The organism is Aureimonas populi (assembly GCF_017815515.1).
Taxonomy (GTDB): domain Bacteria; phylum Pseudomonadota; class Alphaproteobacteria; order Rhizobiales; family Rhizobiaceae; genus Aureimonas; species Aureimonas populi.
Window position 1 is genome coordinate 326429 of the sequence record NZ_CP072611.1, and the last position, 25042, is coordinate 351470.

Annotated in this window: 21 protein-coding genes and 2 tRNA genes; 6 read left to right on the forward strand and 17 right to left on the reverse strand. The window is 66.2% G+C overall.

Annotation, left to right across the window (positions count from 1 at the left end):
* Positions 1 to 448: 448 nt before the first annotated feature.
* A tRNA-Thr gene (locus J7654_RS01500) sits at positions 449 to 523 on the reverse strand.
* Between the two features lie 533 nt (positions 524 to 1056).
* Between J7654_RS01500 and J7654_RS01505 the strand changes: the two genes are divergently transcribed.
* From J7654_RS01505 to J7654_RS01515, 3 genes are all read left to right on the forward strand, one after another.
* Entirely contained in the window at positions 1057 to 2073 is a 1017-nt protein-coding gene (locus J7654_RS01505; RefSeq protein WP_209737589.1) for an ABC transporter substrate-binding protein, read from the forward strand.
* Positions 2074 to 2137: 64 nt separating this feature from the next.
* On the forward strand, positions 2138 to 2908 hold the full coding sequence (locus tag J7654_RS01510) for an ABC transporter ATP-binding protein (RefSeq protein WP_209737590.1): 771 nt from the start codon (positions 2138 to 2140) through the stop codon (positions 2906 to 2908).
* Position 2909: 1 nt separating this feature from the next.
* A complete protein-coding gene (locus J7654_RS01515; protein WP_245195731.1) occupies positions 2910 to 3740 on the forward strand; it encodes an ABC transporter permease in 831 nt (276 codons plus the stop codon).
* A gap of 12 nt (positions 3741 to 3752) precedes the next feature.
* On the opposite strand, the gene J7654_RS01520 is transcribed toward J7654_RS01515, so the two are convergent.
* The 16 genes from J7654_RS01520 to fdnG form a co-directional block, all read right to left on the reverse strand.
* Positions 3753 to 5300, reverse strand: coding sequence for a PhnE/PtxC family ABC transporter permease (locus J7654_RS01520; protein ID WP_209737592.1), 1548 nt, complete (start codon positions 5298 to 5300; stop codon positions 3753 to 3755).
* On the reverse strand, positions 5281 to 5946 hold the full coding sequence (locus J7654_RS01525) for an ATP-binding cassette domain-containing protein (RefSeq protein ID WP_209737593.1): 666 nt from the start codon (positions 5944 to 5946) through the stop codon (positions 5281 to 5283). The genes J7654_RS01520 and J7654_RS01525 overlap by 20 nt, the downstream gene beginning before the upstream one ends.
* Before the next feature lie 5 nt (positions 5947 to 5951).
* Positions 5952 to 6821, reverse strand: coding sequence for a putative selenate ABC transporter substrate-binding protein (locus J7654_RS01530; RefSeq protein WP_209737594.1), 870 nt, complete (start codon positions 6819 to 6821; stop codon positions 5952 to 5954).
* Between the two features lie 231 nt (positions 6822 to 7052).
* A complete protein-coding gene (locus J7654_RS01535) occupies positions 7053 to 7577 on the reverse strand; it encodes a GNAT family N-acetyltransferase (protein ID WP_209737595.1) in 525 nt (174 codons plus the stop codon).
* Positions 7574 to 7954, reverse strand: a complete 381-nt coding sequence (locus tag J7654_RS01540) for a hypothetical protein (protein ID WP_209737596.1) — start codon at positions 7952 to 7954, stop codon at positions 7574 to 7576. Before J7654_RS01540 ends, J7654_RS01535 begins: the two co-directional genes overlap by 4 nt.
* Positions 7941 to 8450: a hypothetical protein gene (locus J7654_RS01545; protein WP_209737597.1), complete on the reverse strand. Its 510-nt coding sequence runs from the start codon at positions 8448 to 8450 to the stop codon at positions 7941 to 7943. Before J7654_RS01545 ends, J7654_RS01540 begins: the two co-directional genes overlap by 14 nt.
* A gap of 21 nt (positions 8451 to 8471) precedes the next feature.
* Positions 8472 to 8567: transfer RNA gene (locus J7654_RS01550), tRNA-Sec, on the reverse strand.
* A 239-nt stretch (positions 8568 to 8806) separates the two neighbouring features.
* Positions 8807 to 9856 (reverse strand): glycosyltransferase family 2 protein, encoded by a 1050-nt coding sequence (locus tag J7654_RS01555; RefSeq protein WP_245195594.1) that lies wholly within the window; start codon positions 9854 to 9856, stop codon positions 8807 to 8809.
* Between the two features lie 66 nt (positions 9857 to 9922).
* Positions 9923 to 10960, reverse strand: a complete 1038-nt coding sequence (locus J7654_RS01560) for a class I SAM-dependent methyltransferase (RefSeq protein WP_209737601.1) — start codon at positions 10958 to 10960, stop codon at positions 9923 to 9925.
* 451 nt (positions 10961 to 11411) lie between these two features.
* Entirely contained in the window at positions 11412 to 13403 is a 1992-nt protein-coding gene (selB, locus tag J7654_RS01565) for a selenocysteine-specific translation elongation factor (protein ID WP_209737603.1), read from the reverse strand.
* Complete coding sequence (locus J7654_RS01570) at positions 13400 to 14173, reverse strand: tetratricopeptide repeat protein (protein WP_209737605.1); 774 nt, start codon at positions 14171 to 14173, stop codon at positions 13400 to 13402. Before J7654_RS01570 ends, selB begins: the two co-directional genes overlap by 4 nt.
* Positions 14160 to 15572, reverse strand: a complete 1413-nt coding sequence (gene selA, locus J7654_RS01575; RefSeq protein ID WP_209737607.1) for an L-seryl-tRNA(Sec) selenium transferase — start codon at positions 15570 to 15572, stop codon at positions 14160 to 14162. Before selA ends, J7654_RS01570 begins: the two co-directional genes overlap by 14 nt.
* 4 nt (positions 15573 to 15576) lie before the next feature.
* On the reverse strand, positions 15577 to 16497 hold the full coding sequence (fdhE, locus tag J7654_RS01580; RefSeq protein ID WP_209737609.1) for a formate dehydrogenase accessory protein FdhE: 921 nt from the start codon (positions 16495 to 16497) through the stop codon (positions 15577 to 15579).
* Positions 16498 to 16552: 55 nt separating this feature from the next.
* Positions 16553 to 17269 carry a formate dehydrogenase subunit gamma gene (locus J7654_RS01585; RefSeq protein WP_209737611.1) on the reverse strand — a complete coding sequence of 239 codons (717 nt, stop codon included), beginning with the start codon at positions 17267 to 17269 and terminating at the stop codon, positions 16553 to 16555.
* The gene (fdxH, locus tag J7654_RS01590; RefSeq protein WP_280842348.1) at positions 17266 to 18222 is read right to left on the reverse strand and encodes a formate dehydrogenase subunit beta; all 957 of its coding nucleotides are present in this window, start codon (positions 18220 to 18222) and stop codon (positions 17266 to 17268) included. The genes J7654_RS01585 and fdxH overlap by 4 nt, the downstream gene beginning before the upstream one ends.
* Before the next feature lie 14 nt (positions 18223 to 18236).
* The gene (gene fdnG, locus J7654_RS01595) at positions 18237 to 21317 is read right to left on the reverse strand and encodes a formate dehydrogenase-N subunit alpha (RefSeq protein ID WP_209737613.1); all 3081 of its coding nucleotides are present in this window, start codon (positions 21315 to 21317) and stop codon (positions 18237 to 18239) included.
* A 220-nt stretch (positions 21318 to 21537) separates the two neighbouring features.
* Between fdnG and selD the strand changes: the two genes are divergently transcribed.
* The 3 genes from selD (at position 21538) to J7654_RS01610 (ending at position 25042) form a co-directional block, all read left to right on the forward strand.
* Positions 21538 to 22584, forward strand: coding sequence for a selenide, water dikinase SelD (selD, locus tag J7654_RS01600; protein ID WP_209737615.1), 1047 nt, complete (start codon positions 21538 to 21540; stop codon positions 22582 to 22584).
* 120 nt (positions 22585 to 22704) lie between these two features.
* Complete coding sequence (locus J7654_RS01605) at positions 22705 to 23151, forward strand: hypothetical protein (RefSeq protein WP_209737617.1); 447 nt, start codon at positions 22705 to 22707, stop codon at positions 23149 to 23151.
* A 181-nt stretch (positions 23152 to 23332) separates the two neighbouring features.
* Positions 23333 to 25042: a methyl-accepting chemotaxis protein gene (locus tag J7654_RS01610; RefSeq protein ID WP_245195595.1), complete on the forward strand. Its 1710-nt coding sequence runs from the start codon at positions 23333 to 23335 to the stop codon at positions 25040 to 25042.

Sequence of the window (25042 nt, forward strand, 5' to 3'; positions counted from 1 at the left end):
GTTGCTTACGCAGCCCGCCCCCGAATCTCAAGTTGAGTCCGCGACTCATGTTTCAGTGTGGCGGAATCAGGATCGCAATGTGGCTTTGCCGCCACTTTCCTGGAATCATTCAAAAAAAAGCCGGCCGCCGGCGCATGCGGCGGCGAGGCCGGCGATCGACGCCCCATCACCGGCCCGGGAAGATCGCCCTGCCTCATCGAGACGGGCACACCCCTTCAGCTCGTCGATCCTCTCCGCACGCACCACCCGACAGCGACAGACAGGCCTTCGCCCCACTTCGCTCTGCCGGAAAGAATCCAGCGCGCCGGCCACCTCCCCTTAGAACCGCCGCTGCGAAGAACCGTGCGCCGCCAGCAGCGCAGGAAAACGCGCAAGGCGGACAAACGGCACCGAGCACATACATGCGGAGCGCCTCGCCCGGAAGCACATATATTTCAAAGGGATAAGCTGGTGCTGCGAGAGAGGATTGAACTCTCGACCTCTCCCTTACCAAGGGAGTGCTCTACCACTGAGCTACCGCAGCGCTGGGGGGTGTTTCTCCGATTTCCGCCAATTCGTCAACCGGCATCCACGCCCGCCGTGCAAGCTCCCGGCAACATTGGGCAGTGGGTCGCTCGGACGCGTGGCGGGCGGCGGGTCTTGGGAGCTGCCGAACGTCCCGCGTGGCCTTCGGCGCTTCGCGGCGCGTATCCCTTACAGGCAGGCTTCATTTCGTTGACATTTTCCGCGTCAATCACTTAGACCTCCCGAAATCGAGGATTCTGGACGGCTTCCGGAGGCGCTGTGTTCGGACGGAAGATCGTGAAGGCGGCCCCGGCGCGCGGGCCGGTGTCCGCCATGCGGCGCGCGGCCGGCGCCCGGCGGGCGGGCGGCGATCCTCGCCCGCCCGCTGGCAGCGGCCGTTTCGGGCGCGCGGCGCGGCCGGCCCGGAGCGAGCCGGCGGCGCGCTTGCAACGCGCCCGCTAAGAGAGCAGACCCGCCAGCGCCATCCAGAACCAGCGCCCATCGCCAAGCCACGCCATCCGAACGCGGATGCAACGGGAGGAAGGAACCTTCATGCCATCAACGACACGTCGAACCATCCTGGCTCTTGCGGCCGCAACGCTGCTTTGCGCCGGCACGGCGCGGGCGGATGCCGAACCGGTGAAGGTCGGCCTCTTGTCGCTGACCTCGCATTCGCCGAGCATCATCGCCGAGGGCAAGGGCTATTTCGACGAGCAGGACATCGACGTCGAATTCGTGATGTTCCAGGCCGCCCAGCCTATGGCGGTCGCCATCGCCTCAGGCGATGTCGATTTCGGCATGACGGCGCTCACCGCCGGCCTCATCAGCCTGGCCGAGCGCGGCGCGGTCAAGCTCATCGGGGGCGCCCTGCAGGAGACGCCCGATGTGGAGGGGCAGAAGATCCTCGTCTCGCGCGCGGCCCACGAGGCCGGCGTGACGACGCCCGCCGATCTCGAGGGCCGGCGCTTCGGCATCACGACCGCCGGCTCCTCCTTCCACTACATGGCCCACAAGATCGCCGACCGGGAAGGTTTCGCGCGCAGCTCGATGGAACTCGTTCCCCTGAACAGCGTGCCGGCGGTCATCGCCTCCCTGCGATCCGGCCAGATCGACGCATGGTCCATTACGCCGAACATCGCCGAGGACCTCGTGGCCAGCGGCGAGGTCTTCGAGATCGGCTCCATCGCGGACTATGTCGAGGGCTACCAGACCACCACCCTCTTCACCTCTGCCCGGATCATGGAGAACGATCCGGGGCTTGCCGAACGCTTCCTCTCGGCCTTCTCCAGGGGCGTCGCCGACTACAACGCCACCTTCGTGGACGAGACCACGAGCCCGGAAGAGAGCGAGGCGATCGTGGCCATGGTCCACGAATATGTCTACACGGACCGCCCGATCGAGGCGGCCGAGCCGGCGATCCGGGCGGGCGCCATGCGCATCAACGAGAACGCGGCGCTCAATCTCGCGAGCATCGAAGACCAGCTCGAATGGTTCAAGTCCGAGAACCTCGTGCCCGCCAGCGCCTCGCTGGAAACCCTTCTCGACACGCGCTTCGTCGAAACGCGCTGAACCGGACAGGAGGGCCCGGGCAGGACGCCCGGCCCCGCCTCGCCGCGCCGCGGCAGGAGGATGCATGGAACTCATCATCGACAAGATCAGCCACCGATACGGGGACACGCCCGTGCTCGAAGGTATCGACCTTCACCTGAGGGATGGCGAGATCATCTGCATCATCGGCCCGTCGGGCTGCGGGAAGTCAACCCTCCTGCGCATCGTCGGCGGGCTGGAGCGGCCGGAATCGGGGCAGGTGCTGGTGGCGGGCGAGGCGCCGGCGGGCTCCCTCAATCCGCTCACCTATATCTTCCAGGACTTCGCCCTCCTGCCCTGGCGCACGGTGGAGGGCAATGTCAGCCTCGTGCTGGAGGATCACGGCATACGCGGCGGAAAGGCCCGGGCCATCATCGACGACGTGCTGCGGCGCACCAAGCTCTCCGATTTCCGCAAGGCGCTGCCGCGCCAGCTTTCCGGCGGCATGAAGCAGCGCGTGGCCATCGCCCGCGCCCTGGCCGTCAACCCGGCCGTCATGCTGATGGACGAGCCCCTCTCGGCGCTCGACAGCCAGACGCGCGAGCTTTTGCTGGACGACCTCGTCGAGCTGTGGTCCCGCGAGCGGTTCTCCGCCTGCTACGTGACGCACAACCTCGCCGAGGCGGTTCGGCTCGGCCACAAGATCGTCGTCCTCTCCCGCCGCCCGGGCCGCGTGCGCCAGGTCGTGGAGATCGACATGCCTCTGGCCGAGCGGCCGGAGCGGCAGGCCGAGCTGGAGGAGACCCAGCGCCACCTGTGGAACCTGATGCGCGAGGAAGCGCGCGCCGCCGACCGGGAGCTGGCCGATGTCGATTGAGATGACGAGCACGGCGCCCGCCGCGCGCGAACCGGCGGCCGCGCCGGCCCTGCGGCCGGTGCCGTTTCGCGGCGGCGGGTTCACCACGCGGCGCATGCGCTACGTCTCGCCCCTCGTCTTCGCCCTGGTCATCGGCCTGTGGGAGGCCGGCTCGCGGACGGGCATCATCAGCTCCATCGCCCTTCCCGCGCCCTCGGAGGCCTTCAACGCCTTCATGGACCTGGCGCGCACGGGGATGCTGTGGACCCATGCGGGCGCGAGCCTCTATCGCCTGTCGCTGGGCTGGACCTTCGGCACGCTGGCCGGTGTCCTCGCGGGGCTGGCCATCGGCCTGTTCTCCGTCGCGCGCGCCGGCTTCTCGCCCATCGTCTCGGCGCTCTTTCCCATTCCGAAGATCGCCCTGCTTCCCCTCTTCATCGTGTGGTTCGGCATCGGGGAAGGGTCGAAGGTGGCCACCATTTTCTTCGGCACCTTCTTCCCCACCGTCATCGCCACCTATGGCGGTGTGGACAATGTCGACCGCAACCTGATCCGCATGGGGCAGTCCTTCGGCCTGTCCTGGCTGTCCATCGTGCGCAAGATCATCGTGCCGGGCGCTCTGCCGGCCATCCTGTCGGGCTTTCGCATCTCCGCCTCGCTCGGCATCGTGCTGCTCGTCGCGGCCGAGATGATCGGCGCGCAATACGGCATCGGCGCCTACATCCTGATGGCGGGCGCGATCTTCGCCACGGACCAGCTCATCGCGGGCGTGGCGATGCTTTCGATCCTGGGCCTGAGCATCAGTTGGCTGATCGGGCGGGCCGAGCGCCATTTCCTCTCCTGGCGCACCTGAGACGGCGGCCTCTCAGGTCGTTTCGCGCGCCGTGGCGGCGCGGGAGGAGAGGGAGGCGATGCCGAGCCCGGCGCGAAGGCGCCGCGATACGCCGTCCACGCACAGCGTGGCGGCCACGGTCAGGGCGAGCAGCACCATCGCCCGGTCCAGCCGGATCTCGCCGATGGCCAGGTCGACATAGAAGCCGAGCGTCGCAACGCCCAGGAGGCCGAGGATGGCCGATTCGCGCACGATGATCTCCCAGCGGTAGAAGAGCAGCGCCAGGAAGGAGCCGTAGATGCGCGGCAGCACCTCGAAGGCATAGAGGTTGAGCCCGCGCGGCGCGTCCACGCGCAGCCGCCCATGCAACCCCTCCGTCTGCCGGCCGAGGAGATGGGCGACGATGGCCCCGTTGTGGAGCCCGAGCGCGACGACGGCCGGCAGCATGGAGGGGCCGAAGACCTGCACGAGGATGTAGGCCAGCATGTATTCGGGCGTCGAGCGGCCGACGACGAGGCCGAGATGACCGAAGGCGGAACCGATGCGCCCGGTGAGCTGCGGCACGATGAGGGGAAAGGCGAGGATCGCGACGAGCCCGGCGAGGACGAGCGCCATCTGCGCCACGAGCATGGTGGCGAACAGGCCCGGCAGCCCCTGCCCCACGACGATGTCGAGAAGCCAGGAGCCGAACCGCTCCCAGGTCGCGGCATCGCCGAGCGCCCCGCCCCGCAGAGGGGCCGGCACGATGTCGTGGCCGAGGAAGCGCCAGAGCGCCCCGGAACCCATGGGCGGCCAGGAGAGACCGGCCAGATACCAGAGCGCCGCGCCGAGATAGAGCGGCGAAAGGCGCCAGCGCATCCACAGGCGGATCGTGGCGATGAGGAAATAGTAGAGGATGAGGACGGCGGCGACGGCGCCGTAATGCCCCTGGCGGAAGAAGGTGTCGAGCTGGAAGCCGAGCGTCGGCAGGCCGATGAAGCCGAGGACGGCCGAGGAGCGCATCCCGCATTCCAGGCGATAGAGCGTGTAGACGCCCAATTCCCGCGCCACCGGGGGCACCCGCGCGTAGAAGAACACCGAAAGCACCGAGGCGCCCGGCGGCATGGCTTCGGCCGGCCGGCGGTCCCCCTCCTCCATGTATTCGGAGAAGACCTTGGCGAAGATGCCGGCATAGGGCAGCGCCAGCGCCAATATGCCCGTGGTGGCGCTGATGCCGAAGACCTGCATCAAGACCAGCGCCCAGAACAGTTCGTGGATGGCGCGCACCGCCACGCACAGGCCGCGCACGAGGCGCAGGCGGTAGAAAGGCGCGAGTGCCAGCCCCGCCCCCGCCCCGCACGCCACGCCCACCAGCGCGAAGGAGACGGTCGCCGCGCCAGCATGGGCCAGGCTCTCCAGCGCCGAGAAGTCGGGCGAAAGAAGGCCGGCGGCCATCAGCGAGACGACGCGCCAGGGATCGTGCCCCGAGATGGAAAGGTCGGCGAAGGGAATGGCCGCCAGCGCCAGCGCCACGAAGAGGAGCGCGACGCCCACCCGCGAGAGGCGGCGCGGCGGCGCGGCGTCAAGCGGTGTAGAGGTCATCGAAATCGGCTTGTTCCAGCTCGCCGGCCGGCCGGTCGAAGACGATCCGGCCGCGCTTGATGCCCAGGATGCGCGTGGCGATGCCGCGCGCCAGCTCCACGTCGTGGAGCGAGAGGAGCATGGTGGGAAAGCGGTCCTTCAGCCCCGCCACGATGGCCGCCGCCTGGTGCTCGTCCACCGCCGAGACGGGCTCGTCGCCGATGAGGATGTCGCCGCCGCGATGGATCGCGCGCGCCAGCGCCGTGCGCTGCTTCTGCCCCCCCGAAAGCGCGCCCACCTCCCGCCGGGAGAGGCCGGACAGGCCGACCTCTTCCAGCACCGGCTCCACGCGGGCACGCTCGGAAGGAAACGGCCAGGCGAGATTGGCGAGGTTGTAGAGGCTGGACCGCTCGTCGAGCCGGCCCATGAACACGTTGTGGAACACCGAGAGCTGGGGCACCAGGGCGTGGTCCTGCGGCACCAGCGCCACGCGCCGCCCGGCGGCCGTGAGCCGCCGGTAGACGCTGGTGAGCAGCGTGGACTTGCCCGCCCCCGAACGGCCGAGCACCGCCACGCGCTCGCCCGGCGCGAGCGCGAAGGTCACGTCCCGCAGGACGACCGTCGCGCCGTAGCCGAGTTCCTCGCCGTCGATCAGGGGGCGGGCCATCCGCGTCAGTCGAGAACGCCGATCTGCCGGGCGGTCTCCTCGATAGGCGCGTAATCCTCGTTGGAGGCGGGCACGAAGCGGGCGCGCGGGAAGGAGGCGAGAAGGTCGGGATCGTCGAGCGAAAGAAGCGCCTCGCGCACACGCTCGGTGAAGCCCTCGCCGAAGGTCTCGTCCGCATCGCCCCGGATGGTGAAGTTGTAGTCCGGGTAAGGCGGCGTCTTCCAGATGATGCGGGTGGTCTCGGCCTCCGGCGCGCCTTCGGCGACGGCGGTGTCGTAGACCGTGTAGTTCAGCGCGCCCACCTGGTAGGCCCCGCTCGCCACCAGCCGCAGCGTCTGGCCATGGTCGCCCGAGAATCCGACGCGGCTGAAGAACTCCTCCGGCGTTTTGCCGGTCTCCTCGCGGATGTAGAAATCGGGGAACAGGCGGCCGGAGGTGGAGGTCGAGGCGCCGAAGGTGAAGCTGAGGCCCTGCGCATCGAGCGGGAACTCGTCGCTTTCCTCCAGGCCCGTTTCGGTGTTGGCGATGAAGTAGCTGACGAACTCCATGTCCTCGTCGCCCTGCACCAGCGCGAGCGAGCCAGGCACGGCCAGGCGCGCCTGCACGCCGGAAAGACCGCCGAACCAGGCGAGCTGGATCTGGTTGTTGCGGAAGGCGGTGACGGAGGCCGCGTAGCTCTTCACCGGAACGTACTCGACCGGCACGCCGAGTTCCTCCGAGAGATAGGCGGCGACGTTGCCGAAGCGCTCCATCAGCCGCGTCTCGTCATCGTCCGGGATCGCCGAGAAGTAGAGCGTGGGGGTTTGGGCGAGCGCAACCGCCGGCGCGAGCAGGACGCTCGCGGCGAGAAGCGCGCCGCGCAGGGCGCGATGCATGGGGTTTCCTCCGAGAATTCGATGGGTTGTTATCGACCGGAGGCGACGCTTCGAGACCGGGAGGCGAACCCTCCGAGACCTGCGGCGAACCCTTGGAGCACAAGGGCGGCGGACCCCGCCTTGAGACCTGCGAGCCCCGAACGCACACGGCGCATCGGCGAAGCTGAGTCGTCAACCTGCCAGGAAACTAAAGCCCGCGCGCAGCGCTGTCGAGCCGCGCGCCGCACGATTCTAAAGGGTGCGCTCCAACAGGAGAACCACCTCGCCGTGATAGGTGGTCCGCGCCACCTGCGTGAAGCCGAGCCGTGCCGCGACCTTCAGGGAGACCTCGTTGCCCGGATCGATGATGGCCACCGCGCGCCGCCCGGCAAAGCGCTCCCCCGCCCAGGCGAACAGCGCGGTCGTGGCCTCCCTCCCATAGCCCTGGCCCTGTGCCCGGGAGGCGAAGGTCCACCCCACCTCCATCTCGCCCGTGAGCGATGGGTCGATCTCCCGGCGCGAATCGAAGAACCCGACCTGCCCCGCGAAACGGCCCGAAACGCGCTCCTCCACCGTGAAGAGGCCGAAGCCGAGATAGGCCCAGAAGCCCGGATTGCGCAGGAAACGAACCCACATCTGTTCCGGGCCGGGCGCCTCGCGCAGCGTGTAGCGCAACACCTGCGGCTCGCGCCACATGGCCGCATAGGCTTCGTAATCCTCCAGGGTAGGAGCGCGCAGGCGCAGCCGCGCCGTCTCGATGGTCGGAGCCCCGCTCAATGCCGCATCACCTCCTCGATGGTCATCCGGCGGCCGGAGGCGTCGAAGAAATGGCCTTCGTTCAAAACGCGGCGGTCCTCGCGCACCCGCTCTTCCAGCTCGCGCAGATGCAGGCGGGCCGCCTGGCTGGGCACCAGCCCTTCCAGCGGGAAGAAGGCCGCGCCGTTCCACGCCGCGCCCGAGCGGTCGAAGAGCTCGACCATGTCCTTCCAGCGAACCTCGTCGCCGATGACGTTCAGGAAGGTGGAGCGAACCGGCGTGACGCTCGGCTCGCCGATCTCCACGAGGATCAGGAGAACGGTGAAATCGCCCTGCGCCGAGAATTCGGCGCGCAACCAGTCATTGAACCGGTTCGGCCGATCCTCAGAAATCGACAAGCTGCGTCTCCGGCATGTAGTGCTCGAAGAGCACCCAGAAGGGTGTCGAGCGTGTCTCACCATACCATGCCTCGAACCGCTCCAGCGCGGTGCGCGTGTTCACCGCCGGCCCTTCCGGCGCGAGCGAGGCGAGAAGGACAGGCGGGGCCTGTGCGCCTTCGGCCCCCGCGCCCTCCGGATGCAATTCGGCGAAGGCGCTGGCGGCGACCTTGGCATACTCGCCCAGAACCTCCTCGCGGGCCGGCGAATCCTCCACCCAGCCGAGCCGCGTGCGCAGGGCCGCGAGCGCGGCGGCGAGCGCGATCTCCTGCGAGGGCGCCTGCCCGACCGTGGAGAACAACGATTTCATCAGGTTCATCCGGCGGAACGCGAAGGCCCTCTGGCGGGCAAGCTCGGCCACGCGCGCGTTCATCGTGCGCCGGAACTCGGCCTCGGCCCGCTCGCTCTCGCGCGCGGCGCCTTCCAGTTCAGCGACGAAAGGATGGGTTTCGCTCATCGAAGGCCGCTTTCAAGAGATTGGCGGAGGAGAGTGGGAGTCGAACCCACCAGGGACCGGCTCACGGCCCCTCCCGGATTTGAAGTCCGGACGCCCCACCGGGGACGCTTCTCTTCCGAGCATTCTTTTCATTGAACTGTTCGACCTGTAGCAGCCCTCTACGCCGCCGCTACTACCGATTTGCTACTAGACGCCTCCAACTGCACGCTTTACGGCTCGCTGGATAGCGGCGTCAACCTACCCGTCCAGATCGGTTTCGATCTCCGGCATCACATGGCTGTAAGGATTGAGGGCATCAATCGCGCATCCTTCCATTCTGAAGAAAACAATGCACCATCAAACCTGAGACTAAACACCTATATACGAAGAATACGAGACTTTACTGCACGAATAACGCCAATAAATGGACGAAGCTTGTAAATGCGTTTTGCCCATCTTGGGCTATTTATTAGGCTCAAATGAAGAGCCAATCGGCGCTTTAGCTGCCTCGGAACAGACTTATCCGAAATAACTATCGCCCCGTATTCGTTCGCAATCTGAATGTATTCTTCTTTATAAGTTTCATATTTACCTAATTCACCAACAGAGGCAAGAATAGCCTCATCCATTATAAGGTTATGGAAGCGCGGTATAAGCAGATCTCTCATAAAAAATCGACGCTTTATTTCATCATCTGGGAAGCTACCCGCAAGCTTCTTAAAGTATCGAAGTCGAGATCGCGCCATTCTAATCCCATATGAAGTGCTTTCAGTATGAATGCACCAGACGGTAACCGGCTTTTCAGTAAAGTAATTCGTATATCCTTTGCGGAACATTCGAAGAAATAGATCGTCATCCTCATAACCCATGAACTGAGGATCAAACCCACCAACTGCCTCGTAGGCTTCCCGGCCAATCATCGCAGCTGAAGGCAGGACGTGCATATCGTATCGAATAAGATCGAAGATGTTGGTTTTTGGATGGCTGGCATGGTGACTGACGATGCTCGTTCGAACAACGGACCCGTCCTTTTCCGCCTCGAACAGTTCGCCATAAACCCAACCAAAGTGCGAGTCGTTTTCGGGCATCGCGTCAGCGAGCACCTCAATGTGATGACGAAGGTAAAAATCGTCTTGATCGAGAAAACAGATGAAAGGTGATGTTGTTGCGGCGACACCAGCGTTCCGCGCTGATCCCTGTCCGCCGTTTTCTTTTCGCAGGACACGGAACCCCATTCGAGCGGCGATCTCATCAAGCTTGTCAGCTTCGTCCTTTCGCGATCCGTCATCAACAACGACGAACTCGGTGGCCGGGATGGTTTGATCAAGAACGCTTCGTGCGGCCCTCTCAATCGTATCGGATCCGTTATAAAACGGGATCACGACAACCACTTTTGGAGCGACTTTCGATTTTGCTAATTCAGACATAGGGCTCTCATTTTGCTGCATAGCTGCATAGCTGCATATTGCAGCGAAACGCTCGTGCCAAGCGGGCTAACTTCGTCGCATGCGAGCGTAGAGGTTGCGCGCAGTCTCGGTATATCGCCAAGTCTTGGAACTACGTATACGCGCAACCTCGGCTTCTGCGGCAGCGACTTGCTCGAGGGCAATTTGCCTGTCGCGTTCCGCTTGATGAAGAAGGTCCTGAAGCACACGGATGCGTTCACTCTCTGCCTTTTGCGCCTCGATCTCCGCCGCAATCTGGCCGGGTGTCCTAATCTCTCGAAGGTCGTCCTCGATCGCTTGCAAATGAGCAATGTCGTCCAGTTTGGAGGCATCCCCCCGGTTGGAGAGGACAGTTAGAAACTCATGTTGGTCGATGGGCTCGGAGCACTTGCTAAGCGTCAAAACGCGAAGTTTTATTATCCCTAGCATGTTCAATTTCTCGATTAGAAATCGAAACGAACTTGGAGTAAAACACCAACCGTGAGCGTCGTTGTAGGCGAGATCTCTTGTGCGGGCGATCGCCGCGTGTGCTTCGCTCTCTGGAAGCCGCATGCACAGATCGGCAGTATCTTTCTCGACCCAAACGAAATCAGATGGCTTTCGGACGCTGTAGATGATGTCGTCGATCAGCGTAGCGGCTGAATGCCGAGTGCGCCTCTGCATATACGCTTCATAAGCTTCGCCGACGGTACTGACGGGTCGGAAGACGTCGAAGCAAAATCTCTTGTCTGGCACTGCCAGCACCAGAACACCACTCGCATTCAGAAGAGAATGGCAGTCATTTAGAAATGAAACAACGTCTGGTACATGTTCAACTACATGAGATGCTATAATAAAATCGAAGTAATTATGAAGGTTTATCAGATCAATCAATGATCTTCCGTCGGAAACATAATCAACTTCTTCAATTTTATCAGATCCAGGAACATTTCTATATTTATACTTAAGCGCATCCGCATCTGCATGATCGACGATTTTAACGTTAAATCCATCTGATTTTCGAAGAATAGGATTGTAACTCGCACCAATTTCCAGACCAACGCCGGAAGTGTCAAAAAGTGACCGTATTCTTTTGATGCGTTCCATTATTATTTCCAGTCAAATCAAGGGGATTTCGACGAAATAACCATTTGGTCGTGTAGAGGACTACAAAATTCCTGGGCCTATTTACCCCATGAATTATATATCTCTCTGAGATATTTATCTCTCGACTCATATCGAAAGTTGTCAATACCGACTGCGAACTGAGGCCGGCGCCTGAACGTGACGACGTGATGCGGGTATGAACAGCCGATAATCGCAAGGAATATGGATGCAGCAGGCGAATTGAGGTCAGGCGAATCGGTGATTTGCAGCGAGAACGGCGAGAGTGGCGTTATTGCTGATGCTCGCATCGTGACGAATCCAAGGACTCCCAGGCTTTGGCCACAATCACTCGAACCTCGTAGCCATCATCCGCATCACAACCTCCAGCTTAAGCGCATCACGATCACGGTAAGATAGCCTAGGCTAACAGATTGGGCTTATAGCACACGGATCAATACAGGACCGAATGGCCCCTCCCGGATTTGAAGTCCGGACGCCCCACCGGGGACGCTTCTCTTCCATGACCGGGCTCGCCGAAGAGGTCGAGCCGGTGCGGGTTCAGCCGGCGCAGGTCACCCCTGCGAAGGGTGAGGCCGTGCCGGTCGAAGAATTCCAGGATCTGGATAGCGACCTTGCGGCCATTTGCAAGCCGGTCCCGCAGGTCGGCGGCGGTGAACTCGCCCTTGGGGGCGGCGGCGGCGATGTCGCGCATGATGGCGACGATCTCGGCAACGACGGCGCGCGGGAAGAAATGATCCTGCGCCACCTCGTAGGTCCGGCCCATGCGGCTGACGGTCTTCAGGACACGCCGCATGTCGGCCTCGGCGATGCCGAAAAGAGCGGCCAGGTCGCGCGTGCGCGGCGGTCGGAAGCGCTCCTCGCCTGCAAGCTGCGGCTCCACGATCGTCCAGATCGCCTCGTCCTTGTCCGAAAGCCGCGCCTCGTGGCCGGCGAGCCGCACCCAGGCGCCCTCCAGCGAGAGAACGCCCTGCCGCGCGAGAGCCTGAAGCGCGGCGCGGAAGACGGGGGCGGGCAGGCGCGGCTCGCTTTGCAGCCGCAGCCGTTCCATGCCCATGCCCGGCAAATCGGGGTTCTCGGCGTGGAAGGCCTCAAGGTCCGCCGCCAGCGCGCGCGTCAGGCGCAGCCAATGCGCCGGGGCCATCACCATATCGCCGGCGATCGTCACGAAGCCCTGCGCCTCGGCCAGCGCGCTTGCCTCCCCCTCCCCGGCCGCCCGATCGCGCAGGAAGGCGGAGAACTCGGCATGGTAGGGCGCGGTGTCGAGAAGGCGCGCCAGCGCGTGGCCGTGGTCGGGCTCGGCCATCGCGCTTAGCTGGGCGAGGCGCTCGGGCGTGCGGCGGCGGCGCGCCGGGGCGCGAAGGTCGATGAAGCGCCCGCCGCCGGCGGTGCGCCGGGCGGAGGTGTCGCGGATGACGAAGCGGTCGCCGCTGGCGGCCGCGACCGGCCTCTCCAGCACGAGCTGCACCCGCGCCTGGCCGCCGGGCGCCACCGGCTCCTCGCCCAGAAGCACGATGCGCGCGCCGATCTCCTCGGCGCCATGGTGCAGGCGCACCGGGAACCACTGGCCGATGGGCTTCGGCTCGGAGGCCAGCACCCGCAAGGTGGCGTCGATCCGGCTCGTGGGCGCGTGAAGCGCGGGATCGACCACCATGTCGCCGCGCTTCACCGCATCGCGCGCGATGCTCTCGCCGGCGAGGTTGAGGGCGCAGCGGTCGCCGGTCACGCCCTCCTCGGCCTTGCGATCCTGCGCATGGATGGAGCGCACGCGGGCCGAGAGGCCCGATGGGCTCACCGTCACCGCATCGCCGACGCGCACCCGCCCGGACAGCACCGTGCCGGTGACGACCGTGCCCGCCCCCGCCAGAACGAAGGAACGGTCCACGGCGAGGCGAAAACGTCCCGCGCTGGAGCGTACATGGAAGCGCGCGGCCTCGGTGTCGAGGCGCGCCCGCAGCGCGTCCACGCCTTCGCCCGTGGTGGTGGAGACCGACAGGATGTCCGCGCCCGCAAGGCCCGTGTCGCCCAGAAGCACGTGAAGCTCGGCGCGAACCTCCTCCAGCCGCTCGGGCGGCACCAGGTCCGTCTTGGTGAGGGCGACCAGTCCCTTTTCGATTCCCAAGAGATCGAGGATCGCCAGATGCTCGCGCGTCTGCGGCATGACGCCGTCGTCGGCCGCCACCACCAGAAGCGCGAAGTCGATGCCCCCCGCCCCGGCCAGCATGGTGTGGACGAAGCGCTCATGGCCCGGCACGTCCACGAAGCCCATCCGCCCGCCGCCCTCCAGCGAGCGATAGGCGAAGCCGAGGTCGATGGAGATGCCGCGCTGCTTCTCCTCCTTCAGCCGGTCCGTCTCCACGCCCGTCAGCGCGCGCACCAGCGAGGTCTTGCCGTGGTCGATATGGCCCGCCGTGCCGACGATCATGCCGCCGGGCCTTCCTGCGCCAGCGGCAGGCGGGCGCGACGGCGCGCCTCGGCCTGCTCCCCCTCGGAGAGTTGCGCGCGCGCCGGTTCCACGAAATTCTGCGCCAGCGCCGAGCCGCCCGCCCGCCCGCGCAGCAGCCATTCGAGGGCCGCCAGCGGATCGCGCGCCACGCCGCCGCCTGTCAGATACGCCGCGCCCAGCATGGCCTGCCCGTCCGCGTCGCCGGCCTCGGCCGCCATGCGCCACCAGCGCGCGGCCTCGGCGGGGTCGCGCGGCACGCCCAGCGCGTTGTGGTGAAGCATCCCGAGCCGCGTCATGGAGGCGGCCACGCCCTGCCCGGCCGCCAGCTCCGCCCAGCGCTTCACCTCCGCCAGATCCGGCGCCTCGCCCTCCAGCAGCATCCAGCTCAGCATGTCCTGCGCCGGGCCGTCACCCTCTTCGGCGGCAAGGCGGTAGAGCCGCATCGCCTCGATATCGTCCTGCGGCACGCCCTCGCCGCGGAAGTAGAGCGCGGCGAGGTTGCGCCGTCCCACCGGGTCGCCGCCATCGACCGAGAGCTTCAGCCATTTGAAGGCGAGCATCGGATCGGCCGCGACACCCAGCCCCTCGGCAAAGCAGGCGCCGATATTGTTCTGCGCGCGCGCATGGCCCGAGCGGGCCAGCGGCTCCCATATGGCCAGCGCGGCGGCGTAGTCGCCCGCCCTCGCGGCGGTGAGCGCCTGGTGCATCGGATCGGGTTCGGCCCGCCGCGAGCGCTCAAGCCAGCGCATCGACCGCCCCCGCGTCGAGCGCCGCAATGTTGCGCGCAAAGGCCTCGGACTCTTCCAGGCAGCGGCAATCGAGCACGAGCGCGCCCTCGCTGACGCGCCCGATCACCGGCACGGGCAGGCGGCGCAGGGCGCTCGCCAGCCGCTCCAGCGCACTGCCACGCCCGTCCACGGGGCGGATGGCAAGGCCCGCGCTGGCCAAAGTATCGAGCGGCAGCGCGCCGGAGCCGATCTGGCTGGCGCATTCCGTCACGCTCACCGCGTAGCCGGGCCCGAGGGCGCGGGCGAGAGGCGCCTCCAGAGCCTGCGCCGTTCTCGCGATATCTTCGGCCTTACGGGAGAGAAAGCGCAGCGTCGGCAGGCGCTCGGCCAGCCGGTCCGGGTCCCGGTAGAGCTTGAGCGTGGCCTCCAGCGCCGCAAGGCGAATCTTGTCGACGCGCAGCGCCCGCTTCATCGGGTTGCGGTTGATGGAGGCGATCAGGTCCCTTCGCCCCACGATGAAGCCCGCCTGCGGGCCGCCGAGCAGCTTGTCGCCCGAAAAGGTGACGAGATCGGCGCCCTCGGCCACCGCCTCGCGCACCGTGGGCTCGTGCCGCAGGCCCCAGCGGGAAAGATCGAGCAGCGTGCCGGACCCCAGATCGTTGACGAGCGGCACGCCGGCGCGCCGCGCGATGGCCGCCAGTTCGGGGGCCGGGACCTCCTTGGTGAAGCCCTCCACGCGGTAGTTCGATGTATGGACCTTCAGAACGAGGCCGATATCGCCCTCAGCCAGCGCGGCTTCGTAGTCTTTGGCATGGGTGCGGTTGGTGGTGCCGATCTCGACCAGCCGCGCCCCGGCGCGGGCCATGATGTCGGGCATGCGGAAGGCGCCGCCGATCTCGATCAGTTCCCCGCGCGAGACGACGGCGCCCTGCCCCCGGCCGGCCAGTGTGTTGAGCGTGATGAGCACGGCGGCGGCGTTGTTGTTGAGGACCGTGGCGTCCTCGGCCGCCGTCAGTTCGCAGACCAGAGCGCGAAGATGCTCGTCGCGCTCGCCGCGCTTGCCGTTGGACAGGTCGAATTCGAGCGCCACCGCCTCTCGCATGGCCCGGACCGCCGCCTCGATCGCGGCTTGCGCAAGCTGCGCGCGGCCCAGATTGGTGTGGAGCACCGTCCCGGTCAGGTTGAAGACGGGGCGCAGGGTCGAAACCGCCTCGCCCTCCAGCCGCGCAAGGGCCTCGGCGCCGATGACCTCGGCGTCCGATGGCTCGCCGCCCTGCCGCACGACCTCCCGCGCCCGCGCGAGCGATTGGCGCACGGCCTGCGTCGCGCTGGCGCGGCCGAAACGCTCGATCAGGGCCGCGCCGACGCAGGAGCGCAGCACCAGATCGACGGATGGAAGCCGGCCGAGGGGTGAATCCATCGGGTCAATATCCGAGGAGGAAAGGGTTGAACGCCCCGCGCCGGAACCGGCTTTCCTTCATCAGGAGATCGATGGCCAGGCTTCCGACATCGTCGGCCAGCGGCTCCAGCGACACGTCCTTCTGCTGGTTCAGGATTTTCACGTAGCAGCCGCAATTGTCGCAGGTCTCGGCTTTGATGGAGCCTGGGCCGCCTTCGATCTCCTGATACTTGATGCCCTTGGTGGAAGAGCAGAGGACGCATTTGACGCGCACATGGTGCCACATCGTGGAACAGAGCGCGCAGGCGCAGAAGCGCGTGCCGCCCGCCTGCGGCCATCCCACGATCACGGAGGAGACCGGCGGGCCGCCGCAAGCCGGGCAGGCCGCGCCGTCGGCCACCGATTTCAGCCGCCGCTCCGGCAGCGCGGATGCGGCGTGCGTGAAGCGCACCTGAAGAGCCGCCGCGACATAGACATGCTCGGCCATGGCCTCCACGGGAATGGAGTCGGCCAGAACGTTGCCGATCATGTGGAGACGCGTCTCGGCCCGGCCCGTCGCCACGCGCTCCAGCGCCCGCGCGGCCTGTTCCGGCATGTCGAGCGTACGAGCGCGCGTGAACAGGTGGTCGGTGATGGTTCCGAGCAGCGCGTCCGGCGCAAAGCCGTTGCGGTCGAGCGGGGGCATACCGTGGTCGACAGCGCGCGCCAGTGCCTCTTCCGCCACCGGCTCGGCCTCCGGCAGCTCACGCGCGACCTCGTGCTGGGCTGCGACCAGGCCGGCCAGGAAACCGAGATAGGGGCCGATGCCGGTATCGTCCGCCAAGGCCCGGAAGCGGGCCGCCCGCCGCTCGAACAGGCGGGTAGGATCGGGCGTACGCGCAAAGGGCGGGGTCTTCACCTCGCCGATCGCCGTCATGTCTCCCGCGATGGGGATCTTTCGCGCCATTCTTTATTCTCCACGAACCGCCCGGGTCACGCGGGGTCGCCCGTTGCTTTCAATGTCACTCGGCCGGGGTGGTTCCGGACGAACTCTTTTCCGGCTGGCCGCCCTGCGGCTCCTTGGCCAGCGCCCGGAACCACTTGCGATGGTGCCGGTAGGCCCAGCCGCCCGTGACCTTGCCACGTGTCATGGCGCTCATCGTGCCTTCCACCCAGTAGGAGGCGTAGACATGCATGATCCACACGCAGATGATCGCGACCGCGGAGACGGCATGGACGAGCACCGCGATCCGCCGCCCCTCGATCGAGATGAGCTGGCCGAAATACCGCTCCCAGATGAGAATGCCGGAGACGATCAGGACCGCGATCAGGATCGACATCGCCCAGAACACGAACTTCTGGCCGGCATTGTATTTGCCCACCTCGGGCAGCTTCTCCTCGTCGCCCTTCAGAACGTCGCCGATATGGGCCACCCACTGGGCGTCCTCGCGCTTCGGCAGGTTCAGGCGGAAGAAGCGCACGAACAGGAGGAAGAAAGAGACGAAGAGGACGACGCCGATCCACGGATGGATGGCGCGCGTGAGCTGCCCTCCGCCGAACAGGCCGGTGAGGAAGAACAGCGAGGGGTGGAACAGCGCAAGGCCCGAGATCGCCAGCGCCACGAGGCTGAAGGCGGTGATCCAGTGGTTGATCCGCGCCGACCTTGTATAGCGGTTCACGACGACGCCCTTCTCCGTATGAAGGGCGTCGCCACGATCGATGACGGGGTTGCGGCTCACGGGTGGTCTCTTTCCTCGGGCGCGCCCTTGGCGATGCGCGCCGCTTCCTCGTCGTCATGCGCCGAGACCCTGTTGCGCCCCGCCACGGCGATGTGCAGCACGCTGGCCGCCGCCGCAAAGCCCATCACCGCAAGGCCGGCATATTTGGTGACGCCCTTCCAGGCCTCCACCAGCGGCGAGATGCGCGGATTGTCCGGCAGGCCCGCATAGATGGAGGGCTTGTCGGCGTGGTGCAGCACATACATCACGTGCGTTCCGCCCACGCCCGGCGGGTCGTAGAGCCCGGCATTGGCGTAGCCACGCGACTTCAGATCCTCGATGCGGTCCGCCGCATGGGCCTTCATCTCCTCCTTGGTGCCGAACACGATGGCCTTGGTGGGGCACGCCTTGGCGCAGGCCGGCCCCTGCCCCACCGCGATGCGGTCCGAGCAGAGCGTGCATTTGTAGGAGCGGTTGTCGACCTTGGAGATGCGCGGGATGTTGAAGGGGCAGCCCTTCACGCAGTAGCCGCAGCCGATGCAATTGTCCTTGATGAAGTCCACGACGCCGTTGGAGTACTGCACGATGGCGCCCGGCGCCGGGCAGGCCTTCAGGCAGCCCGGATCGGCGCAGTGCATGCAGCCGTCCTTGCGGATCAGCCACTCCAGATTGTCCGTCTCCGGGTTCACCCATTCGGTGAAGCGCATGAGCGTGAAGGTGTTCGGCGTCAGGTCGTGCGGGTTGTCGTAGACGCCCGCATTGACGCCGACCTCCTCGCGAAGGTCGTTCCATTCCAGGCACGCCGACTGGCACGCCTTGCAGCCGATGCACTTCGACACGTCGATGAGCTTGGCCACCTCCTCCAGTTGCCGCTGGGGCGCGGGCACGGAGGAGGCGGACCGCCGGATGTAATCCTGCGGCCCCATGAGCATCTCGGTGTCGGGCGCGACGGGAGGATTGACGTTGATTGTCATGACTCAATCCTCCCTTACGAAACCGCCGGCCCGGTGGACGGCTCGATATTGACCAGAAACGCCTTGAACTCCGGCGTCTCGATATTGGCGTCGCCGACGGCGGGCGTCAGCGTGTTGGGGCCCATGCCGTTGCGGGCGGCCCCGGTGAAGCCCCAGTGCAGCGGAATGCCCACCACGTGGACGGTCTTGCCGTCGCAGACCAGCGGCCGGATGCGCTTGGTGACGACGGCCTTGGCCTGCACCGAGCCGCGCTTGGACCAGACGCGGCACCAGCCGCCCTTCTCGATGCCCTTCTCGGCCGCCAGCTCCTCCGAGATCTCCACGAAGAACTCGGGCTGGAGCACCGCGTTCACCCAGACATGCTTGGTCCAGTAGTGGAAATGCTCGGTCAGCCGGTAGGAGGTCGCCGCATAGGGGAACTCGGAGGCGTCGCCGAAGGTGGCGCGGTCCGATTCGAAAACGCGCGAGACCGGGTTGCCGCGGATCGCAGGGGCGATGACGTTGGCGATGGGGGACTCGAACGGCTCGTAATGGGCCGGGAACGGCCCGTCGCGCAGCATCCCCCGCGTGAAGAGCCGCGAATGGCCTTCCGGGTTCATGATGAACGGGCCGACATCCTGCGGACGCGCGGTGGGCGGAATGTCGGGCACGTCGTAGCCGCTCCAGCGTTCCCCGTCCCACTCGATCAGCTTGCGCGAGGGGTCCCACGCCCGGCCGTTGATGTCGGCGGACGCGCGGTTGTAGAGGATGCGCCGGTTGGCCGGCCAGGCGAAGGTCCAGTTCGGGTAAGTGCCCGTGGCGTCGGGGTCGGCATTGTCCCGCCGCGCCATGATGTTGCCCTCCTCGGTGAAGGAGCCGGCATAGATCCAGTTGCCGCAGGCCGTCGAGCCATCATCGCGCAGGGCGGCGAAGTTCGGGATCTGCTTGCCCGCCTCGAGCACCAGCCTCGCCGGATCGTTCGGATCGGCCAGCGAGGTCACGGCGTAGCCGTTCATCTCCTTGGCCAGCTCTTCCGCCGAAGGCTCCTCCGGGTCGGCATAGGGCCAGTGCAGGTTCAGGATCGCGTCCGGGAACGCGCCGCCCTCCTCCTGGTACAGCTTCTTCAGCCGCAAGTGGATCTGCGCCATGATCCAGGTGTCCAGCCTCGCCTCGCCCGGCATGTTCTGGCCGGCCCAGTGCCATTGCAGCCAGCGCCCGGAATTGACCAGGGAGCCGTTGTCCTCGGCAAAGCAGCTCGTGGGGAGCTGGTAGACCTCGGTCTGGATCGAGGCGGGGTCCACGTCGTTGTAGTCGCCGTGGTTTTCCCAGAAGCGCGAGGTCTCCGTCTCCAGCGGGTCCATGGTGACGAGATATTTCAGCTTGGACAGGCCCGCCGTCACCTTGCCCCGGTTGGGGAAGGAGAGGATCGGGTTGAAGCCCTGGCAGAAATAGCCGTGCATCTGCCCCTGGTTCATCATCTCGAAGGCCCGCATCCCGTCATAGGCCGGCAGGTCGAGCTTGGGCAGGTAGTGGTAGGCGAAGTCGTTTTCCGGCGTCGCGGCCGAACCCCACAATGCCTTCATGAGCGAGATGAAGAACTTCGGATAGTTCTGCCAGTAGCTGACCTGATTGGGCCGCAGCGGCTTGAAGCCGCGGCTCGACAGGTAGGTGGAAAGATCCACCTCCCGCTCGGTCGGGATATTGAGGTAGCCGGGCATCATGTTCGACATGAGCCCGATATCGGTCAGCCCCTGGATGTTGGAGTGGCCGCGAAGGGCGTTCATGCCCCCGCCGCGCACGCCGATATTGCCCAGGATGAGCTGGAGCATCGCCATGGAGCGGATGTTCTGCGCGCCCTTGGAATGCTGCGTCCAGCCGAGCGCGTACATGCTCGTCATCGTGCGGGTGGGCGTCGAGCACTCGCCGATCATCTCGGCGACCTTCAGGAACTTGTCCCTCGGCGTGCCGGTGATGCGCTCCACCATCTCGGGCGTGTAGATCGAGACATGCTCCTTGAGCATGCTCCACACGCAGCGGGGATGCTGCAACGTCTCGTCGGTGACGACATAGCCGTCCTCGCCGATCACATAGTCCCAGGTCGCACGATCGTACTCGCGCTTTTCCGCGTCGTAGCCGGTGAACAGCCCGTCCTGATAGGCGAAGCCGTCCTTGATCAGGTAGGCCGCATTGGTGAAGGCGCGCACATAGTCCCACTGCACCTTGTCGTTCTGGATGCAGTAGTTGATGACGCCGAGCAGGAACGCGATGTCCGAGCCCTGGCGGATCGGCGCGTAGTAGTCCGACACGGAGGCCGAGCGCGTGTAGCGCGGATCCACGACGATAAGCTTCGCGCCACGGTTGGCCTTCGCCTCCGTAACCCACTTGAAGCCGCACGGATGCGCTTCGGCGGCATTGCCGCCCATGATGACCACGAGGTCCGTGTTACGGATATCCGTCCACGGGTTCGTCATTGCACCACGACCGAATGTTGGGCCCAGACTGGACACCGTGGGGCCGTGTCAGACTCTCGCTTGGTTGTCGAAAGCCACCATGCCTGTGGAGCGCACGACCTTCCAGGTCGCGAACGCCGTTTCGTTGGTCGTCGCGGACGCGGCCAGGAAGCCCGTCGTCGTCCAGCGGTTGACCGGAACGCCGTCCATGTTGCGCTCGATGAAGTTCGCGTCCCGGTCGTCCTTCATGTGCCGGACGATGCCGTCCAGCGCCTCGTCCCAGGAAATCTCCTCGAAGCGATCGGAACCGGGGCGGCGAACCTTGGGCACCATCAGGCGCGTATCGGCCTTGATGAAGTCTAGGAGCGCAGCGCCCTTCGGGCACAGCGTGCCGCGATTCGTCGGGTGATCGACATCGCCCTCCAGATGGACGACCTCGGCCGTTCCCTGCGAGAGATCGCCCTTGGAATAAAGGATGATGCCGCAGGCGACGGAGCAATAGGGGCAGGTGTTGCGGGCCTCGGTGGTGCCGGCGAGCTTGTAGGGCCGAAGCCCCTCCACGAACGCCGCTTCCGCCTCGCCGAAGCCGAAGGCCCCGATCGAAGTCGCCGCCACACCCACGCCCACACCCTTCAGGAAGGTGCGCCGTGAGAGTTCCATGTTCATCGTATTCGAATTGCCTCCCTGCAAGGGCACCACGCCCAGCGCGGAATATCTTGTCTGGAACGAGAATAATTTGCACCCATTCTAAAGTCAAAGCGGACTGCCCGGTTTGGCGGCGCCCGCTGGCCACGAAAGCGTCATCCCTCGTCCGCTGCGTTTTGCCTTGCGCGCGACGCGGGCATCGGGCAGCAAACCGGGGCTGCGCATGGAAAAGGGAGGCCCCATGAACACCGATCCGCGCCTGACGAGCCTGGCCCATGGTGGCGGCTGCGGCTGCAAGCTCGCGCCCTCCGTGCTTCAGGAACTTCTTCGTGAACTGCCGGCGGGCGGCCCGTTCGAGCGCTTGCTGGTCGGCACGGAGACCGGCGACGACGCCGCCATCTGGGATCTTGACGGCGAGACGTCCGTGATCGCCACCACCGACTTCTTCATGCCGATGGTGGACGACCCCCATGTCTTCGGGCGCATCGCGGCCACCAACGCGATCTCGGACGTCTATGCGATGGGCGGGCGCCCGATCATGGCGCTCGCGATCCTGGGCATGCCCATCGACAAGCTCTCTCCCGGCACGATCCGCCAGATCCTGGCCGGCGGGGCCTCGATCTGCGCCGAGGCGGGCATTCCCGTCGCCGGCGGTCATTCCATCGACTGCCCGGAGCCCGTCTACGGCCTGGCCGTCATCGGCACCTGCCCCACCCGCGCCATCCGCCGCAACTCGGCCGCGCAAGCCGGTGACGCGCTGATCCTGACCAAGGCCCTCGGCGTCGGCATCTATTCGGCCGCCTTCAAGAAGGGGCAGTTGCCGGTGGACGCCTACGAGGAGATGGTGGCCTCCACCACGCTCCTGAACCGCATCGGCGCGGAGCTGGCGGGCGATGAGGACGTCCACGCCATCACCGACGTCACCGGTTTCGGCATCCTCGGCCATGCGCTGGAGATGGCGCGCGGGGCGGGCCTTGCGGTGCGCTTGCGGGCCGCCGAGCTGCCCTGTCTGTCGCAGGCCCGCGCGCTGGCGCAGGCAGGCTTCGTCACGGGCGCCTCGCACCGCAATTGGGACAGCTACGGCGAGCGTGTCGTGCTGCCGGCCGATCTGCCCGAGTGGCAGCGCCATCTTCTCACCGACCCGCAGACCTCCGGCGGCCTTCTCGTCGCCTGCCGCGCTCCCGCCGCGCAAGGGCTGCTGGAGCGTATCCGCGCCGGCGGCTACCCGGCCGCGCGGATCGTCGGCGAGGTGGCACAGGGCGAGCCGCGCATCCACCTCGAGCCGTAGGAGATGGAACGCGAGAGCCGGGCCGCGTGTTCTTCCCGCGATCACAGGCGGCCCGTCGGGGCCGCAAGGCGAGGAACGACGATGCCAAGCCCCCTTCTGCGAACGACTTTCGTGGCCCTCATGCTGTCCGCCGGTGCCGTGCTCGCACAGACGCCCACCTCGCCGGGAAACGTGACCGCCCCGCCGACCCCCGAGCCCTTCGGCGGGAACGTGAACGAGAGCGACTCGCCGCCCGTACCGGCGAGCGCGGGTGCGCAGCCGGCGGCCCCTCGCCCGGGCTGCGAGGCGGAGGAAGGCGAATCGTCGTCGGAGACCGAGCCCGTGGAGGGGGCCAGTTCCGGCACCGCGCCGGGCGGCTCGGGCTCTTCCGGCTGGACCGGCGGCCTCGGCGGCTCCGATATCGGAACGAGCCAGTCCGAGACCTCGCCGGATTCGGTACAGCGCGGCGAGCACCCGCAGGTCGCCGGCGGTCTCGACCCTATCTCGGGCGAAACGGCCACGACCGGGCCGGCCTCGCCCCCGCCCGTCGCCGACGAGCCGCAGGAAGACGCCACCGATCCCTGCTAGACGCCAAGTCATCGCATGGAACGGGGGGAGCCGCGCGCGGCACCACGCCAAGCATCATCGACTCCTGACTCCAACCACACGAATCTCTTCTTTGACCGATAGAGGGCGCATCATTCGTATTTAGTTGACGATTCTTTCGTAGGATCGGCCATACGCGGATGTTCCCCAGAGGTCGTGTTCCATGGTGTCTTTCTTGCAGGCGGATTCCTCGCGGGTCCTTGAGGCTGTCGGTCGCTCGATGGGGATGATCGAGTTCGATCCGCAGGGGCGGATTCTCGACGCCAACGAAACCTTTCTACAGATACTCGGCTACGAGCGATCCGAAGTCGCCGGCCAGCATCACCGCATGTTCATCCACCCGGAGGAGTCCGCCCTTCCGGCCTATGGGGATTTCTGGGAGAAGCTGGCTCGCGGCGAATTCATGTCCGACCAGTTCCGCCGCATCGGCAAGGGCGGGCGCGAGGTCTTCATCCAGGCGACCTACAATCCGGTGTTCGGGCGCACGGGCAAGGTCTACAAGGTGGTCAAGGTCGCCGCCGACATCACACAGGCCAGGTTGCAGGCCATGCGCGATGCCGGAAAGATTTCCGCGATCTCCCGCGCTCAGGCCGTCATCGAGTTCGACACGAGCGGCAAGATCCTCACCGCCAACGACAATTTCCTGACGGCCCTGGGCTACGAGCTTTCCGAGATCGAAGGCCGCCGCCATTCCATGTTCGTCGACGCGGCCTACGCGGCCTCGGCCGAATACACCGCCTTCTGGGACAGGCTGCGCGCGGGCGAGTTCGTCTCGGACGAATTCTGCCGGCTCGGCAAGGGCGGGCGCGAGGTCTTCATCCAGGCCTCCTACAATCCGATCTTCGACGACAAGGGGCAGGTCACGCGCGTCGTGAAATTCGCCACCGACGTCACGCCGCGCGTGCGCGCCGTGCGACGGATCGGCTCCGCGCTGGACGAGCTGGCGGCGGGCAATCTCGACCAGCGGCTGGAAGAGCCCTTCATCCCGGCGCTCGATCCGATCCGGCTGAGCCTGAACGCCTCCTTCGACAAGCTCGGCGAGGCCCTGCGCGAGGTGGCGGAAAACGCCTCATCCATGCGCTCGGGCGCCGACCAGATACGCCATTCCGCCGACGAGCTCGCCCATCGCAGCGAGCAGCAGGCCGCCGCCATCGAGGAGACCTCGGCCGCCCTTTCGGAGCTGACCGGCTCGGTTCGAACCTCCGCCGACCAGGCGGGCGATGCCGGGAAGATGGTGGACCAGACGCGCGATGACGCCGAGCGCTCGGCCCGCGTCGTCGCCCGCGCGGTGGAGGCGATGAACCTCATCAAGCACTCCTCCGACGAGATCGGCAAGATCATCGGCGTAATCGACGAGATCGCCTTCCAGACCAGCCTTCTGGCCCTCAACGCGGGCGTCGAGGCGGCGCGTGCGGGCGAGGCGGGCCGGGGCTTTGCGGTGGTGGCGCAGGAGGTGCGCGGGCTCGCCCAGCGCTCGGCCGAGGCCGCCAAGGAGATCAAGAGCCTGATCTCCACCTCGCACGAGCAGGTGGAGGCCGGCGTTTCCATGGTGGGCGAGACCGGCGCGGCGCTGGAGGGCATCTCCCGCAAGGTCTCGGGCGTCCACAAGCATGTGCGCGACATCGTGGAAGCCTCACGCGCCCAGGCCGTCGCGCTCGGCGAGATCAATGTGGCGGTAGGCACCTTCGACCGGGGAACGCAGCAGAACGCCGCGATGGTGGAGGAATCGACCGCCGCCAGCAACACGCTGGCGGGAGAGGCGGCGGCCATGGAGCAGCTGGTCTCGCGTTTCCGCCTCGGCGCACCGGCCCCCACGGCCGTCCACGCTCTCAATCGCAAGATCGCGAACGCCGTCCAGCGCCGTTCGGCCTGA